The organism is Hespellia stercorisuis DSM 15480 (genome assembly GCF_900142165.1).
In the GTDB taxonomy this organism is placed as follows: Bacteria; Bacillota; Clostridia; order Lachnospirales; family Lachnospiraceae; genus Hespellia; species Hespellia stercorisuis.
Map to the genome: position 1 here is coordinate 62690 of NZ_FQZY01000010.1, position 18010 is coordinate 80699.

The following is an 18010-nucleotide window of genomic DNA, read 5'->3' on the forward strand; positions in this document are numbered from 1 at the left end:
ATTAGTTGAATAATAATATAGAAAACATAATAAAGTGCATAAAAGGAAAAAAAGTAGTCTTTGTATCCACAAAAAATAAGGATTATATAAGAAATACGCAGGAAATCAATCTCCTGACCGGAGAGGCTGAGCACTGTGAGGTGATTGCAAGCGGCAGCAGCTCTTATGTAAAAAGAGTGCTGTATGTTTATTGGCATTTACTGAGGACATTAATAAAAAAGAGATATGATGTTATTTTTATTGGTTTTGCGCCTCAGTTATTGCTCCCATTTTATGCGTTTATGAAAAAACCGGTCATTATTGACTTCTTCATTTCGATGTACGATACCTTTGTAGATGACCGGAAAAAGGTGAAGGCCGGATCAGTCATCGCAGGAATATTACATTCTATGGATAAATATGTTCTGAAAAAGGCGGATCATATCGTATGTGATACCAGAGCACACAGGGACTACTTTGTGGATGAATTTGGTGAGGACCAGAGTAAATTTAATGTTTATTATCTGGAGGCAGACACTTCCATTTACAGCAGTGCAGCGTGTGCGGAGAAAAAAAGTAATACAGGAAAGTTCAATGTCCTCTATTTTGGAAGCATTCTGCCGCTGCAGGGGGTCGATGTGATCTTAAAGGCAGCACATAAGCTGCAGGATGAGGATGAAATCAAGTTTGTTATTATCGGCCCTCTTGAAAAGAAATATGATGAAGTAAAGAGGAAGATGAAAAACACAGAATTTATAGATTGGCTGCCACAGCAGGAACTGGCAAAAAAGATCATGGAAGCGGATTTATGCCTGGCAGGCCACTTTAGCGGAACGATCGGGAAGGCAAATCGCACAATCGCAGGAAAGACTTATATTTATAAAGCTATGAAAAAGCCAGTGATATTGGGTGATTCTGCTGCAAACAGAGAATTGTTTGAGGAAGATGCAAAGGAAAATTTCTATGTTCCACGCGGGGATGCGCAGGCACTTTCAGACTGCATCCGGAAGATATACTGTATGAGAAATAATGGAGAAAACGTATAATGAAAAAAAAAATCGGCATCGTGACGTATTTGCGATCTAATAATTATGGTGCCCGTATACAGGGGTATGCAATGTACAAGGTCTTTAAAGACGCAGGGTATGAGGTGGAGATGATTGACGTCGACTATCCGAAAAGGTACTATAAGTATTGTCTGGGCCGTATCGTGGGCCACAGTGCGTCATTGAAGGAATGGGTGTACAAATATATTGTGGCGGTGAAAATGATCAGGTTTACCAAAAGATACCTTCCGGCAACAAAGCATCTGATCACGTCATCAACTGATAAGATGACAGACTTTGTCAATTCACGGAATTATGATGCGGTGGTATGTGGCAGCGACGAAATCTGGAGTTCAAGAACAAAAGAGATTGCACCGCCCAGCATTTACTTTCTGCCTGAAAAAATACAGGCAAAGTGTATCGCGTTTACACCGTCAGCGAACGGAAACCATACATTTACAGATGCAGAGCGAAAATGGCTGAAAAAAACCTTTGAGAATTATGGATACATCGGGGTTCGCGACAAGCTGACGAAAAGGCTGGTTGAGTCAATCGCAAAGGACAGCACGCCGGACTTGATCTTTGATCCGACTTTATACACAGATTTTGAGAAGACTGCATTGCCGGAAAAACTGACAAAGAGCAGAAAAAAGAAAATAGCTTTTGTTTTTACAAGACCTCACAATGATTTCCCGGAAGAACTTCTCAAGCGGTTGGATACAGAGGACATAGAGTGTTATTCTATATTTACGTTGGTTAAGAACACAACTTTTTTACCGATTTCACCGGAGCAGTTTACGTGTGTGTTTCAGGAATTTGATATTGTCTTTACCAATTTCTTTCATGGAGTTATTTTCAGCCTGAAAAATCAGACACCGGTGTTGGGATTTGACACGTTTGAAAAGTACTTACATAGGGAGAGCAAGGTGAAGGATCTGCTGACACGCCTGGAACTTCCTGAGTTATTCCGCTCTTATCTGAAATACGATGAGACTAAGCTGGAGGAGATTGCGACCTGGACAAAAAGTGTTTTGTCGGGAGAACAATCTTATGATTTCACGGATAATCTGAGAATAGCATATGATGTGCTGGATGACAGCATGAAAAAGGTTAAGGAAGTTATTGATGAAGAAAGCACTATTTAAGAATGACTATTTTAATACGCTGTACACGAAGATGTTTTATTGTATAATTACATTTATTGCGACAGCGATTTTAACAAGGTATCTCGGTACACAGTACAAAGGCGAATACACCTGGGTGACGAGCGTGTCGAGCATCATTGCTATCGTTGCAGGACTGGGAATCTATCAGTCAATTGCATTTTATAGAAGAAAAGGCGAAGAAAATATAAACGAACAGTATGTGAATATGTTTATATTGCAGGCTTTGGTCTACTGTGTGATCGCCGTTGTGTTGATTATCCTTTTTCCTGAAAAAACAGTGATTCTGATCGCAGTGATGACGATCGTGGATACGATCAGCCAACAGATGAACATGCTTCTTTTAATTGACAACATAAAAGAAAGAAACCGGATTTTGCTGCAGGGAGCAGTTATCAATTTTATTCTCAGCGCGGTTCTTTTGATTTGTGCACCGGCTTCGGTTGTGGGCGGTGCGGCTGTTTTGATTTCAACAAAGCTGTTTTACACTGTATTTTACACACGACAGATGCATGTGAAAATCAACCCTTTCAGTGTGAGCCTGAAAAAAATATTCGAGAAAATCAAGTTTGGAATATTGCCGATGTTTTCTTTCTTACTGGTGACACTGAATTATCGTGTCGACGTACTGATGCTGAAACAAGCCAGCAATATAGATGCCGTTCAACTGAGCTATTATGCTGCGGGAGTTTCTATTGCGGAGATCGCATGGCTGATTCCGGATATTTTCAAGGAAGTATTGTTCTCAAAAACAGCAAAGGATAACAACTATGATCAGGTGTCAGCGGCACTGCGGATCTCTAATCTGATACTTGTTATTGTGATTGCAGGGCTGATTGTGCTGGGAAAACCGGCGATTTATATTTTATACGGAAAATCTTTCGTTCAGTCCTATTCAGTGACGGTATTACTGTTTTGCGGAATCCCTGCGATGGCCTGGTTTAAGATTATTAATACACTGTTTGTTGCACAGGGGAAAAAGTCCATTGGTTTTGTTGTTTTATTTATCAGTACTACGATCAATATCATTGCAAATGCACTGATGATTCCCCAAATGGGGATTAGCGGTGCGGCGATAGCGTCTATTATCAGCTATTCAATTTGCGGCCTGGTTTTTCTGATTATCTATTCAAAAGTTGCGAGAGTTTCATTTTTCCGTTTGTTCATTCCGACCGTAGCAGATGTGAAAACGATTTTAAACAGGCATGGAAAGGAAAAAAACATTGATTAGTCTGGCGTCGAAAGCGAAATGTACAGGATGTGCAGCATGTGCAGATTCCTGTCCGAAAAATTGTATAGAGATGAAATATGATAATGAGGGGTTTTTGTTTCCGAGCCGGGACACACAAAAATGTGTGGAATGCCATATGTGTGAAAGATCCTGTCCTATTGTCACCGATAAAAAGGTGGAGCGGACTGAACCGCAGGCGGCGTATGCAGCGAAACATTTACAAAAAGAGGTGTGCGGAAAAAGCAGTTCGGGCGGCGCATTTGCGGCATTGGCAAAAGTGGTTCTGGAGCAGAACGGAGTTGTTTTCGCAGCAGGAATGGACAGTGATTTTCATGTGTATCATTCGAGGGCGGCAACGCTTGAAGAACTGAAGCCGCTGCTGCGGGCAAAGTATCTGCAGAGCAATATGACAGGAATTTATCGGCAGATCAAAGAAGCACTCGAGACGGGGGTACCGGTTCTGTTTGTGGGGACACCGTGTCAGGCGCGGAGCGTGAAGCTGTACTTTGGTGATGCGACGAACCTGTATACGGGTGAGTTTATCTGCCACGGAGTGCCGTCACAGGCCGTGTTTGCGGAACACATAAGGCATGTGGAAAAGAAAACCAAAGCCAGGGTGAAAAAGTATGATTTTCATACCAAGCGCCTGAGCTGGCGGAGGAATACAATTCACATTCAATTGGATAATGGAAAGAATCTGGATACAAATAGCTATAATAATCCATTTTTATATGGGTTCTTTAAAAATAAGATATTGAGAAGATCCTGCTACGACTGCCAGATGCGGACCGTGGAAAGAACTTCAGATATAGTTTTGGCTGATTTTTGGGAGATTCGCGAAGTTGATAAAAGATATGATGATTATGACGGCGTATCCATGATCATTGTCTACACTGAAAGAGGAAAAAAATTACTGAAAAGTTCTGAGAAATATATGAAGTGCAATGAGGTCTCGCTGGATGATGTGATCAGCTGTAAAAAAAATCTAAAGCCAAGAAGCTATAGCATGGCTGGCAGAGAAGCTTTTATGAGAGATTACATGACAAAGGGCTATGAATATGCACAAAAGAAGCATTTAGAACCGGCAGCATACAAAAAGCCGCTGAAGTATCTGAAGGACAGTATTCTGGTACTGCTTCGAAAAAAATAAACGGAGTTTGATGAAGTGTATTGGATCAGGGAGGAAAAAAATGAGGTATTTTATAACAGGAGGAGCTGGATTTATCGGTTCACATCTTAGTGAGAGTTTATTAAAAGAAGGACATGATGTAGTTACGATTGATAATTTTTGTGATTATTATGACGTGGCTATAAAAAAGAACAATCTTGAATGCGTAAAAGACACAGCAAAAAAGGCTGGTGCAAAGTATGAGTTCTTTGAAGGCGATATTCGCAATGCCGATGATTTAAGTCCGGTATTTAATAGTAAAGTGGATGTCGTTGTTCATCTTGCCGCGATGGCAGGTGTGCGTCCGTCCATTGAGAATGAACAGCTTTACTGGGATGTCAATATCATGGGAACAAGAAATCTTCTGGAACAGTGTCAAAAGCAGGAGGTCTCCAAGGTTGTTTTTATTTCAAGCTCTTCTATTTATGGAAATAATCCAAGTGTGCCTTTTAAAACTACAGACAAAGTAGATGCTCCAATCTCCCCGTATGCGGCAACCAAAAAAGCTGGTGAATTACTTTGCCATACGTATTATCATCTCCATGATATGAATATTGTCTGCCTCAGACTTTTTACAGTTTTTGGCCCAAGGCAGCGTCCGGACCTGGCAATTAACAAATTTACAAGAAATATTTTAAACGATGAGCCGATCACGCTTTACGGTGACGGGTCGACATCAAGGGATTACACTTATGTAATGGATATTGTTCAGGGAATCAAAAAAGCAGCAGAATGGATAAATACCGGGGAACACCGCTTTGGTGTGTTTAATATCGGGGGTGATGAGCCGATCAATCTGCTCCGGATGGTAAAAACTATCGAAAACAAAATCGGCAGCAAAGCTAAGATCGAATATCTTCCCATGCAGCCGGGAGATGTGGAGAGAACCTGTGCGGATATAACAGAGTCCACGCGAGTGCTTGGATACAAACCGGAAACATCTTTTGAAGAGGGAATTTCAAACTTTGTGGATTGGTATAAAAAGGAGACATTCAAATAATGCAGGACTTAATTACAGTAGCAGTAGCGGTATATAATACAGAAAAATATCTTCGCAGATGTGTGGATTCTATTCTGAAACAGACATATCAGAATTTCGAGGTAATTCTGGTGGATGACGGCTCTACAGATGGAAGTCCGCAGATATGCGATGAATATGCACAGCAGCAGGAAAAGGTCTCTGTAATTCATAAAGAGAATGGAGGCTTATCTTCAGCGCGAAACGAAGGAATTAAAAAGGCAAATGGAAAATTCCTGACCTTTATCGATTCAGATGATTACATTAGCTGTGATTATCTGAAAATATTGCATACGAACATTGTGGCGACGCAGGCAGATGTGGCTGTATGCGGGTACTTCAAGGACAAAGGGAATGGAGTGGTTTCAAGAAATACAGCAGGAAAAAAATCCATTTTTGAATATGATGAGGCTATGGAATATTTGTTCTGCGAGAATAGCTTTGGAGCATATTCCTGGAATAAGATCTTTCGGCTGGATATCATCCGGGAGAACAATGTGTACTTTGATCTGGAACTGAGAATGACGCAGGATCTGGTCTGGGCATGTCAGTATATGAAGTGCTGTACGAAGATATCATATGATCCGACACCGATATACTATTATTGCTATAATGAAGATTCCGTGTGCCGGAAAGCTCGTTCGACAGGTGTATTCAATAAAAAAAGCCTCATTACTCTGACGGCACACAAACGGGCCGGCGAGATTATCAGAAACGACAGCAAAAGAGTGACGCGGGCTTATCAGGGACGCTGTGTCTGCACCTATATGCGTCTCCTTGTCAATCTGTATTATGCCAACAACAAGGATAAGAAGCTGGAAAAGCTTGGAAGAAATGGAATCCGAAGAAATCTGCTGGCTTTTCTGACAAGACCGTTCTATGGAATAAAAGAGAGAGGCGGAGCTGTAATGATGGCAATCTGCCCGGCATTTTTCTTTAAAGTATACGAGATTCTAAATAGATTATTCGGTATTGAAATTGCATAACCTTAAGGATGCGGGTATAAAAAAGTTTTATTTTGAATTAATGGGGACAGAAGAGTGAAAAGTATGAAAGCTATATATCGTGGAGTAATTGCAACAATCGGAAAAATGAATAGAAAAAAATGGCGGAATGCTGCCGAAAAAAAAAGATTGCAAAATACTGATTTTACGATTTTATGCAACAATTGCATCGGGGGAGTCATATCCCATGATATGGGACTGAGATTCCTGTCCCCAACTGTGAACCTGTATATTCGCCCGTTTGACTTTGTGAAAATGCTGAAAAATCTTGATTACTATTTGTCAGCAGACATCGTGGAATGTGAGAGCACTCTTCCCTATCCGGTCGGAAAGCTTGATGATATTATCATCTTTTTCAAACATTTCAAAACGATAGATGAGGCACGTGAAAAATGGGATGACAGAAAAAAAAGAATCAACTGGGATAATGTCTATGTCATGATGACAGATCGCTGGTGCTGTCCATACAGTACACTGCAGGAATTTGAAAATCTGCCTTTTAAGAATAAGGTGTGTTTTACGTTAAAGGAGTATCCCGAATTTGCTTCATGCCGTCAGGTTACGAAATGGCACGATAAAGGATGTGTCGGAGTCATTACGAACGTGGTTGGAGCAACGGGAAAGCGCATGTATCAGTATGCAAAACAATTTGATTATATTACGTGGCTAAACAAGAAGTGAATCTGCGCCCTACAGGAGATAGAGAATGTTAAAACGTTTAAAAAAACTGGATCAAAATAAGAAAAATCAGATATTTATATTTATAGTATGCTTCTGCATGCACGAGATATTTAATCCGCTGCTTCGTACGATTACATCCATTCCAACGGAATTGGCAGCATTTTCTGTTGCGTCCAGATTGGGAGGATATGATTGGTCAAGTCTGATGGCCAGTACGGAATACTATGGAACTGGATTTTTTTCCCTCTTTTTCCCGCTGTTTTTATTGATAAAAAATTCTTATGTCCTTCATCAGGTCTTATTGGCAATTGTTGTTGTGATTGCATGCATTCCATCCATTCTCTGCTATAGAATGATGACGCAGTATTTTAAAATTACGAATGGTGCGTATGCGGTCATTGTGTCCATCACGGTTTCCTTTCTCTCAGTAGCAAGGACGAGTGTGGCAATTAATGAGCATCCGCTCACTCTGATCCTGTGGATCGTGCTGTACATGCTCATCGCGATGTATCACACCGAGGACCAGAAAAAACGAATCATATATTCTGTCCTGATCGCTCTTTTGATGGGATATTCATTAACGATCCATACAAGAGCCATTACACTGATCATTGCAGTCGTGCTGACGGTTGCTGTATATTATATTGTATACCGCAAGTGGATAATCAGCGTCATACCATTTGGCGTGACGACAGCAGTGATGTGGTTCGCGAGCAAACAGTATAACAGCATCATTGTAAAGAAAATCTGGAGTGTAGTCTCAAGTGGCGAACTGAAAAATTCAGAGTCTACGCTTTTGAGCGGGTTCGACAGCATCAAGCTGCTGTTCAGCAATGATGGAATAAAGGGTTTTCTCAATATATGCCTTGGTCAGTTTTTCAGTGCGACCATATACACTGGTGGGATATTTATCCTGATTTTCTGTGTGGGTGTATTTCTGGGAGTGAAAAATTTCAAGTATCTGTTATGGCATAAGAAGAAAGCTGATGTACAGACAAATGATAATGTGAGACAGTATTCCATTGTTATGTTGATTTGTCTGGCATGCATTGTGGCGACAATTTTGATGCATGGTTTTCTCAGCCTTAACGGTGCGATTATTTCGGTTCAGGCAGGATCGGGAGCAAAATCATATTTTTATCTGCGTTATTTCTTTTATTATATTTCTCCGGCATTTATGGTTGCCATGTGTGTACTGAAAGAAAAAAGCAATCTGTTTAAGAAATACTGGCTGATAGTAGTCGCAGCTTTTGTTTTATGTACGATTTATATCTTTTTGTATATTGTGCCGACCGTGATTACAGGGCCAACGTTACAATTGGACAAATCACAATACTTTTCAGCATTGAGTCTTCGAATGCCTGGAGAGTATCTGACGCAACGTCATTTTTTCGTGTGCACAGTGATTGTCCTGTGTTTGCTCTGCGCGTACTATGTATTTTTGAAAAAAAGAAAAGTATGGTTGATTTCCCTGGTAATGCTTCTGCTGTTAGTATATGAATATAGCTATCTGAATATTACAAATTCAGTGCAGGATGCAAATGCATATTATGATCTTATGAATGGATTTTTGGAAAAGGTTTATGATAATCCGGAATTAGATGATGCGTTTAAGAAACTATATTATAAAGATAATGGGTTTGCAGTATATGCAATTCAGTTTGAGATGCTGGATAAAGAAATTTCCTATACTCTTCCGTCGACGGAAGATGATGAAGCAGTATTGCTGTCGAATAATATCAGGGATGAAGAAGAGGTAGACCTTAGTAAGGACTACATGGTCGCACAGCTCGATGATAACGAATACGTTTATGTAAAGGGAGCAAAACTGCAGCAGAAGTTTATTGATGCAGGTATCCCATTGGAGAGTTTTACTGCCTACACCAGCAAAATATGGGCAGCAGATATTTCTACGCAGACAGGGTCTGTATATTACGATGAGAATTACAAGGAAGATGTGCTTGAATCAAGTGGTGCGGCAGGATACCTGAGTTATGAAACGAATATTGATCTGCAGCGAGGAGAATACAAGGTATCGTTTGATCTGGAATTGATAAAAAAAGCGAAGAATGAAGTCGGAGAATTTTCGATGAGACAGGATGAGACATCCGGCGTGATAAAAACAATACCGATCACGCAGTCCGATTTCGATGCAGACGGAAAATATCATTTCGAAGGTTCTGTATCATGTAACAATGTGAGCGGGATGGATATCTGCGTGTACGTAAACGAAGGCACAGTTTTAAAAATGACAGGGATCGAGTATCAGTATGTATCGGATAAATATGATTTTATTTCGGAGGATCAGGCGCAGGCATCTGTAATTGCGGGAACCTATAATCAATTGGGGCTGAAAAATGATATCGTCTATGTATCAGCAGATAACAAGCATGTGATTGACAGCGTGAAATACGACTATATAAATGGGCTGTTAGATGGAATGACAATGAGCGGAACTACTTACTCAGAGTTTTCAGACCGGAAAAATTCAGATGTACAGTATGTGATTATTGACAATGATTATGAGAAAATCTTTGAGTTGCTGCCGGAATATATGATTATAAACAAGACAAAATCATATACGATGCTGGTGAAAAACAGTGAGCAGATGCTTCCCGTTGTAGAAAACAGTGGTATTGAACCCATGTCAGATGGCAATAAGATTGAATTACGGTATTTTGCTCAGCAGGATAACGGAGCCTTTTCTTATAATTATGATATGTCGCTGTCTGACGGTGTGTATGTGGTGAGCGTGCTGCCTGAAGCGGAAGCAGATCAGGGCTATATTTCGCTGAATAGGGATGGAGAAGAGATTGAGACCTTGCCAATTGATGCGGATGCCACGCAGGACTATACATTTGAGTATGCTTCTGTGGGAGGCAGTGTGCTGGGGATAAAGATATACTCCTACACAAGCAGACCAATCGGCGTAGGGAAAGAATATATTTCCTACTATCCAAACACAAAGAATGCAATGGCATTCATAAAAACCAGCTATGCGAGAATACTTACAAGACAAGCCTTGAACAGTGAACTGTGCTATTGGGGAAAAGAAATCGGAAATGATCCAGACAAGATAAATGACTTCTTGCTTCTCCTGCTGCAGTCAGAGGAATTTTTGCATGGAAATACATCTCCGGAAGATCAGGTCGTAAAATTATATCAGGGGCTGCTGAACCGGGTTCCCGAGGATGACGAAAGCAGAGACTATGTGAATAGAATCTCTCAGGGGGAAAACGTGACGGATGTGATAGATGAATGTGTGAAAAAACTGATGGAGACAGAAGAATTTCAGGAGAGAATTGTTTCATATGAATTGAAAGACAGATTATAATTGCCTCTGACTTCTAAATGCAAAGCCTCAGTGTTGGGGCGAAGGCATCTATGGCAGTGGTGTTGGCAATAATTCAGGCAGAATGGGGATACGGGCTATGAAGAAAAAAATAAATATATATAAATGGCTGGCATTTTTAATAGTATTGATTCCCAAAGCTTCATTATGTCTATTTGCTTATCCAGTCAGTGTCCTGTCGGACGAGGTGGCGACAATATCAGGAGCCACTCTGCTGACAAATCTGGACTGGTCAGCGGTAGTATCGCAGGCAGGGTATTATGGAACCGGATTTACGGCGCTTATGGCGCCGTTCTTTTGGTGTACAGACAATCCGGTTATTCTGTATAGGCTGATTGGCTTTGCCTGTACTCTGGCACAGAGTGTGACGGCTTTGATGGCGTATTCGATTTTAGAAGATTTTTTAGAAATTAAGGATAAAAAATATCTGGTACCAGCCTCTGTTGCAAGTGCTTATCTTGTTGCAAACCGTGGAATTTTGATTTTTAATGAGCATGGTTTGATTTTGTGTGTCTGGCTGGTTGTCTGGCTGATGACAAAATTACTTCGAAAACAGAATAATAAAAAAGAACGCTGTTTTTACACGGCATTGATCAGTCTTGTACTTGCATATTCCCTGACACTGCATACACGTGCAATTAGTCTGTGGCTTGCATTTGGGATTACAGTACTTCTGTATGCATGGATTTACCATGTGTGTATTGTGTCGCTGCCAACAGCATTTATCACCGGGGGAGCAGGTTATATTGCGGCGAAAGCCTTTATAGAGATGTCCCAGAACAGGCTGTGGCTGGCAGGGGGCGGAGAGACACTGCGCAATACAACACTTGTGGCAGACGGTGGAGTCGCAAGACTTCTGGATGTTGATAACTGGCAGGCACTGGGGAGTATTCTGATCGGACAGATTCATACGATCGGAGTAATGACAGGAGGATTGGGAATTATCTTTCTGGTTATATTTGTGCATCGGCTGTGGCTTGGGATTCTGAGAAAAAAACAGATTGTGAGCAGCCCGGTGGAACAGAGAATCATGCCGGTCGTTGTTTTTTCACTGGCGGGAATCGCCATTATTATTTTGGGAGTATCCATAACCTGGCTGTCTAACGTATCATCTGCGCTTCAGGAAGGATACTATAATAGTGCCTATGGGATTAAAGGAATAACGTATGTGCGATACTCTGCACCATTTTATGGTCCGTTGCTTCTGATGTGCTGTGCTTATCTGTATCTAAAGCGTGATATGGTCCTGGGGTATATAAAAGCGGGAATCGCAGCGGTGATGACAGTGGGTGGGATATGGCTTCTGTTTATTGTCCCGTTTCTGAGTCACACGGGTCAGACCGTCGGTTTTGAATTTTACGCACCGTTTTCATTTTACCTTCTGGGAGAAGAAGCTCGTGTGAGAATGCTGCTTCCGGCATCTGTCATGTTGTTTGCTATGGCATTCTTATTATGGTTTCTGCTTAAAAAAAGACTAGAGCATGTGTGGCTGATCATTCTCAGTGCGATTCTGATGTATTCATATATCTTTCTTGGAATCACATGGGATTTGAAAGGGATGAATGAGGGATATTCTTTTGGCAATGCAGGAAGTGAGTTTGTGTATGAACTGGAAGAGAAAGTCGATTTCCCGGATAAGATATATATAGAAGATGTAAGGAAGATGCTGAATCATCAGACTTTTTATGAATACCAGCTTTTGCTGAGCCGCTATCAGGTGCAGACTGATATTCCGGAGGATTCGGTAGAGGAGGCGGTTGTTTTTTCGAATAATTCATATGGTCAATATCCGGAATGGGAAGAACGGGGATATAAGTATGTGATTCTGGACGACAATGAAGTGGTTTTTGTAAAAGGTGATAAATTACAGAAACAGTTGGAAGAACAGGGAGTTGAATTACAGTGAAAAAATTTTATGATACTCATAAAACAGGATGTCTACAGGGAATATTAATCTTTTTTGCTTTTACAGGAACAGAAGGGTTGGCGCATGTTATCAAATCTGATTCGGCCAGCCTTGCACTGAGTAATAGTATACTTGCACTTTTCGTATTTCCCGGACTTTTTTTTCTGTTTAAAAGGACCCTTCGGATCCTTGACAGGAGGCTTGCAGCCTGCTCTCTCGTAACAGGATTTCTGTTTTCTGCCATGTTGATAATTGGAACAAAAATGTATTTATACGACAATGGGGAATGGAAGCATGTTATGACTTATATTGCCATTGTGGAACTGACACCGGTGTTGGCCGCAGGGATAGCAAATCTCATATATTGGTGGGGCTATGGCACAGAACGGATGAAACAAAGCTGGATAGAGGAAAAGTGCAGGCGTTTTACAACAGGCAGCAGAAAAAGTTTTATTATGCTGTGGGGATTCACATTTCTCTGTTGGATTCCAGGACTGTTAGCCACATTTCCGGGGATTTACGGTTACGATGCAATCTATCAGGTCCGTTGGTTCCAGAGGGGACTGATGAGCAGTCATCACCCCATACTGCACACGTATTTTCTGGGTGCCTGCATTACAATAGGGGAACGGTACCTGGGCTCATACGAGCTGGGAATGCTGCTGTATTCTCTGATCCAGATGGCGGCAATGTCATTTGCGTTTGCGTATATTGGAAAATTTGTGTGCAAGAAGCTGCCAAATGTGGTGGCGGTAACCGTATTTATCTGCGGTGCATTGCTCCCACACAATGTATTAATGTCATTTAGTGCGACAAAAGACGCATTGTTTGCAGGGCTTTTTGCAATATTAGTGATAGAATGCTATAAGGTTGTGGAGAATATGGAGTCCTTTTTCGGCAGCAAATGGCGTCAGATCTATTTTGTGGGGCTGATATTCCTTATGTGTGCATTTCGCAATAACGGTTATTACGCTTTGCTGTGTATGCTGCCCATATTTGTTTTTATATGCAGAAAGTACTGGAAGAGAGCACTTCTTATCTCTGTGGCGTGTATATGTCTGTGGAATCTTTACACGGGACCGGTGTACAATATGCTGGGCGTGGAAAAAGGCCGCACTGCGGAGGCGCTGAGTGTTCCGATACAGCAGCTTGCACGGGCGATGCGTGACGAACAGAAAAATCTGAGCAAGGACGAGATCCAGGAGATAGAAGAGTACCTCCCGACATGGGATTGTTATCAGGCGAGAATTTCTGATTCTGTAAAAAATACGTTTAACGAGGAGTTGTTCGATAAAAATAAACTGGAATTTATCCGCTTATGGGTTGACGTGGGTCTGAAATGCCCCAGAACCTATTTGGATGCATTTGCATCTCTGAACCTGGGGTATTGGTATCCGGATATGATTTACCGCGATCCCGGTGCATGGCATCCATATATGGAATACAATAATTTTGATAAGGCGACGGCCGACGTCGGGGAATATGATCCGGACGAGTATGTTTTTGTTGAGCGGACGTCCTATCTTCCCGCATTATCGAAGTTTTACAGTACATTTGCCTACCAGACAATTGCTCAGTATGTTCCGGTCATTTCGATGTTATTTAATCCGGGTTTCAGTTTCTGGGTGATAGTATTTGCCATTGCACTGTGTGTATATCGGAAGTATTATCGAATGGCAGTTCCACTCAGTATCCTGGTGGGCCTGTGGATGACGCTGATTTTGTCTCCGGTCGTGCTGATGCGGTATGCGTACCCGATGATGATCAGCATGCCGGTTGTACTGTGCATGTGCTGCCGTGCCTCCGGTGCGGCGGTTTCAAAAAACATCCCTCTGCAAAAGAAAGCGTGTGAAGACAGGACGCAGGATGGAGTGCGGGTCTCCGGCAGGCAGCAAAAGATGAAGAACGGGAGAGAAACAGAGGACTAAGATGAAGAGTAAAAGAGATTATTTAAACCAGATAGGCTTCTATGTAGTGATTATGATAAGCTGTGGTGCCATATTCCTGACCGGATTATGGCATGGCGGCTTTTTCCCGTTTGGTGACCGTTCGATGCTACTCTGGGATATGCAGCTTCAGTATATCGACTATTTTGCATATTTTAAAGAAGCTCTGAGTGGAAATGTGGGAATCCTGTATTCCTTTACAAAATCGCTGGGTGGCAACATGATCTCCCTGTGGTCTTTTTATCTGATGAGTCCCTTTAATCTTTTCATTCTGCTCTTCTCGAAAGAAAATCTGCAGAGCTTTGTTGTGCTGGCCAGCGGCCTGAAGATGGCGATGTGCGGTCTCACGATGGGAATTTATCTGAAACAGCGCTTTCAAAAACTTCTGCCGTGGCAGATATGGATATTTGCAGTTTCGTATGCGTTTATGGAGTATAACCTGCTCCAGATCAGCAATCTGATGTGGATTGATGGAGTGTATATGCTCCCGCTTGTGCTGCTCGGAGTCTATCGTTATGTGACACAGAGACGCCACGGACTTTTGGTTGGAACGGTGGCCGCGAGCATTTTGTTTAACTGGTACAGCGGATACATGGTCTGCCTGTTTGCGTGCCTGTACTTTCTCTATGAAAAACTGCGGTCCTTCGACTGGCGGTGGAGGGGAAATCTTAATGCCTATATCAAGAGCACTCTGGGCTTCGCCGGGAGGATGCTGCTCGGTGTCGGGCTGACGATGCCGCTTTTTCTTCCAAATATCATGCAGCTTACAAATGGAAAAGGTTCCTTTTCCATGGAGATATTCCATCCGGAGTTCACCTGCACACAGGGGCAGTTCCTTCGCGGATTTTTCGTGTTTGAGTGGGGAAAGAATGGAGAGGTTGCAGTGGCACCGGGAATACTGATGCTGCTGCTCGGTATTGCGTTTTTCCTGAATCGGAGAATCTCAAAGAGAGAACGGGGATATACCTTTTTATTCCTTGGATTTATGTTATTTTCCGTGCTGTTCGGACCACTGAACTGTATCTGGAGCGGTTTGCGATTTGTGTACAGTTACCTGTATCGGTATGGGTTTGTGGTGCTGTTTTTACTTTTGTATCTGGCAGCGGTGCAGACCGAGAGTCTGATGGAAAAGTATGGGCGGGCGGCTGAAAAGAAAAAAGCTGCTGCACGCATAGTCAGCGCAGTCTGTGTCACATGGGTGCTCTGTGAGACTTTATTCAATCTGTCGTACATCTACCAGAGATTGTATGGCGTGGATATCAATGAATATAAGACCTATACGGCAGCGGAGGAGAAGCTGACTGACGAGATAAAGGAGCGGGAGGATGCAGCATTTTATCGTGTAGACACGACGGACTCACGCTGTGGTACAGGAAATAACCTGAATACTGTGCTGAACGAGAGTATGGCTTATGGCTACAGCAGCATCAATCACTATTGTTCAACATTTGATTATAATACGAATGTGTTTATTTCAAAGCTGGGATATTCAGACTATGATATGATGTCCGTGTTTGACTATCCGATTCTTTCCTCAGATGCCCTGCTGGGTGTGAAATATATGGTGTCGGAGAGCGAATGTCCGGGATATGAGAAGACGGAGATCGGGGATGGGACAAGAACAGTGTATGAGAATCCTTATAGTCTGGGACTGGGAGTAAAAGCAGAGGCTTCTGTGACAGAACCGGTCAAAGAAACCAATCCGTTTCTATATCAGAATCAATTGTTTACCAACATTCTGGGGGAGGAGACACCGCTGTATGGAGCGGCTGCATATTCGAAGACAGAGCAGGAGAATATGGTGGAATATAGTTTTACAGCACCGGAAAATCGTGGTATCGTATATGCATATATAACAACTGAGACCGATAAAGAAGATGTACATCTGTTTGTGGATGGTGAGGATCGGGGAAATTATACTTCATGGATGGCTTACAAGGTCTTTCCAGTCTGCGAGGCGGACGGGAAGGAACATCAGATTCAGCTCAGATCGGACTCTGCGCTCAGTAGGGTGGAGGATGTGCAGATATACACTCTGGATCTGGATGTTCTCGCATCAGTATCCGACACTTTGAATCAGGAGAGCATGGAAACTACGCAGTTTGAGGATGGTGTGGTTTCGGGAACATACGAATCAGCGGAGGAAGGAAAGCTGCTGTTAAATATTCCATATGATGCCGGATGGGAGATCAAAGTAAACGATGAGAAGATAACGCCGGAGACAATGGAGAACTGCCTGATGGTCATTCCGGTTTCACAGGGGGAGAACCAGATTGAGCTGCGGTATAAGCTGCCGGGACTGATTCCGGGACTTTTCACAGCGCTGCTGGCGGCGGTCGTGCTGCTGATACTGCAGCTGAGGGAACGCAGTGCATGGCGTGCTTCGGGATGCCGGAAGGATGCGAAATCATGTGCTGTGCATTTCCAGGAAAAAGTATAATTGGGGGATTCACAGAGAGTGTTCAGACAGGTATAATAGTTTCAGAGAAGGAGAAGTAAGGATGAAAAAAGTGTCAATTATAATCCCCTGCTATAATGAGGAAGAGGTATTAAATATATTCTATCAGGAAATGAAGCGGGTAATGGACAGCATGCCGGAGTATGCATTTGAACTGCTGTTTATCAATGACGGATCAAAGGACGGAACGCTCTCTATCATGCGAAAACTCGGGGAGGAGGATAAGCGTGTGGTGTATATATCATTCTCCCGCAATTTCGGAAAAGAGGCCGCCATGTATGCCGGCTTCTGCAATGCCACCGGAGACTATGTGGCGGTGATGGATGCGGATCTGCAGGACCCACCGGCACTTCTCCCTGAGATGGTGAAGTGTCTGGAGGAGGAAGATTATGACAGTGTGGCGACGCGGAGAGTGACGCGAAAGGGGGAACCGCCGATTCGCTCATTTTTTGCGAGAATGTTCTATAAAATTATCAACCGGATCGCAGATGTGGACATCGTGGATGGAGCCCGGGATTACCGTCTGATGAAGCGGGATATGGTGGAGGCAATTATTGCAATCGGAGAGTCTAACCGTTTTTCAAAAGGAATCTTTGGCTGGATCGGATTCCGGACGAAATGGCTGCCCTATGAGAACACGGAGCGGGCGGCCGGAGAGACAAAATGGAATTTTTGGAAACTGTTAAAATATTCTGTCGATGGGATTATCAATTTTTCGCAGGCACCGATTGCAATCGCATCCGGGATGGGATTGCTGTTCACCGTAATCTCATTTATGATGATTATATTTATTGTCGTGCGCAAGCTGCTATATGGAGATCCGGTGAGCGGATGGGCCTCGGAGGTATGCATTATTATTTTCATCGGGGGAATCATTCTGTTCTGCCTTGGAATTATGGGACAGTATATTGCAAAAACGTATATGGAGGTGAAGAAAAGACCACATTTTATCGTGGGCGAGACGAACAGCAGCGATGTGAAACGCATTCGGTAGCTATTTTTACCGTCCGTTTTACACAGACTGAGAGAGCGTAAAGATGCGGAAGATTACGAGGAAG

General features: G+C 42.6%; 12 protein-coding genes. All 12 read left to right on the forward strand.

The window, feature by feature from the left end:
• Positions 1-5 precede the first annotated feature (5 nt).
• The 12 genes from BUB85_RS03825 (at position 6) to BUB85_RS03880 (ending at position 17946) form a co-directional block, all read left to right on the forward strand.
• Positions 6-1025 (forward strand): glycosyltransferase, encoded by a 1020-nt coding sequence (locus tag BUB85_RS03825; RefSeq protein WP_073105380.1) that lies wholly within the window; start codon positions 6-8, stop codon positions 1023-1025.
• Entirely contained in the window at positions 1025-2170 is a 1146-nt protein-coding gene (locus BUB85_RS03830; protein WP_073105384.1) for a polysaccharide pyruvyl transferase family protein, read from the forward strand. The genes BUB85_RS03825 and BUB85_RS03830 overlap by 1 nt, the downstream gene beginning before the upstream one ends.
• Positions 2151-3419, forward strand: coding sequence for a lipid II flippase MurJ (locus tag BUB85_RS03835; protein WP_073105387.1), 1269 nt, complete (start codon positions 2151-2153; stop codon positions 3417-3419). Before BUB85_RS03830 ends, BUB85_RS03835 begins: the two co-directional genes overlap by 20 nt.
• The gene (locus BUB85_RS03840; RefSeq protein WP_084533905.1) at positions 3394-4569 is read left to right on the forward strand and encodes a Coenzyme F420 hydrogenase/dehydrogenase, beta subunit C-terminal domain; all 1176 of its coding nucleotides are present in this window, start codon (positions 3394-3396) and stop codon (positions 4567-4569) included. Before BUB85_RS03835 ends, BUB85_RS03840 begins: the two co-directional genes overlap by 26 nt.
• Positions 4570-4609: 40 nt before the next feature.
• On the forward strand, positions 4610-5587 hold the full coding sequence (locus BUB85_RS03845) for an SDR family NAD(P)-dependent oxidoreductase (RefSeq protein WP_073105393.1): 978 nt from the start codon (positions 4610-4612) through the stop codon (positions 5585-5587).
• Positions 5587-6591, forward strand: a complete 1005-nt coding sequence (locus tag BUB85_RS03850) for a glycosyltransferase (protein WP_073105397.1) — start codon at positions 5587-5589, stop codon at positions 6589-6591. The genes BUB85_RS03845 and BUB85_RS03850 overlap by 1 nt, the downstream gene beginning before the upstream one ends.
• Positions 6592-6654: 63 nt before the next feature.
• Positions 6655-7290: a DUF1919 domain-containing protein gene (locus tag BUB85_RS03855; protein ID WP_073105401.1), complete on the forward strand. Its 636-nt coding sequence runs from the start codon at positions 6655-6657 to the stop codon at positions 7288-7290.
• Positions 7291-7315: 25 nt separating this feature from the next.
• Positions 7316-10624 carry a DUF4214 domain-containing protein gene (locus BUB85_RS03860; protein WP_073105404.1) on the forward strand — a complete coding sequence of 1103 codons (3309 nt, stop codon included), beginning with the start codon at positions 7316-7318 and terminating at the stop codon, positions 10622-10624.
• A 97-nt stretch (positions 10625-10721) separates the two neighbouring features.
• A complete protein-coding gene (locus BUB85_RS03865) occupies positions 10722-12548 on the forward strand; it encodes a hypothetical protein (RefSeq protein ID WP_073105413.1) in 1827 nt (608 codons plus the stop codon).
• 299 nt (positions 12549-12847) lie between these two features.
• Positions 12848-14476, forward strand: a complete 1629-nt coding sequence (locus tag BUB85_RS03870) for a DUF6020 family protein (protein WP_143160655.1) — start codon at positions 12848-12850, stop codon at positions 14474-14476.
• Between the two features lies 1 nt (position 14477).
• The gene (locus BUB85_RS03875) at positions 14478-16934 is read left to right on the forward strand and encodes a YfhO family protein (protein WP_073105421.1); all 2457 of its coding nucleotides are present in this window, start codon (positions 14478-14480) and stop codon (positions 16932-16934) included.
• Positions 16935-16995: 61 nt separating this feature from the next.
• Positions 16996-17946, forward strand: a complete 951-nt coding sequence (locus BUB85_RS03880; RefSeq protein ID WP_073105424.1) for a glycosyltransferase family 2 protein — start codon at positions 16996-16998, stop codon at positions 17944-17946.
• Positions 17947-18010: the final 64 nt, after the last annotated feature.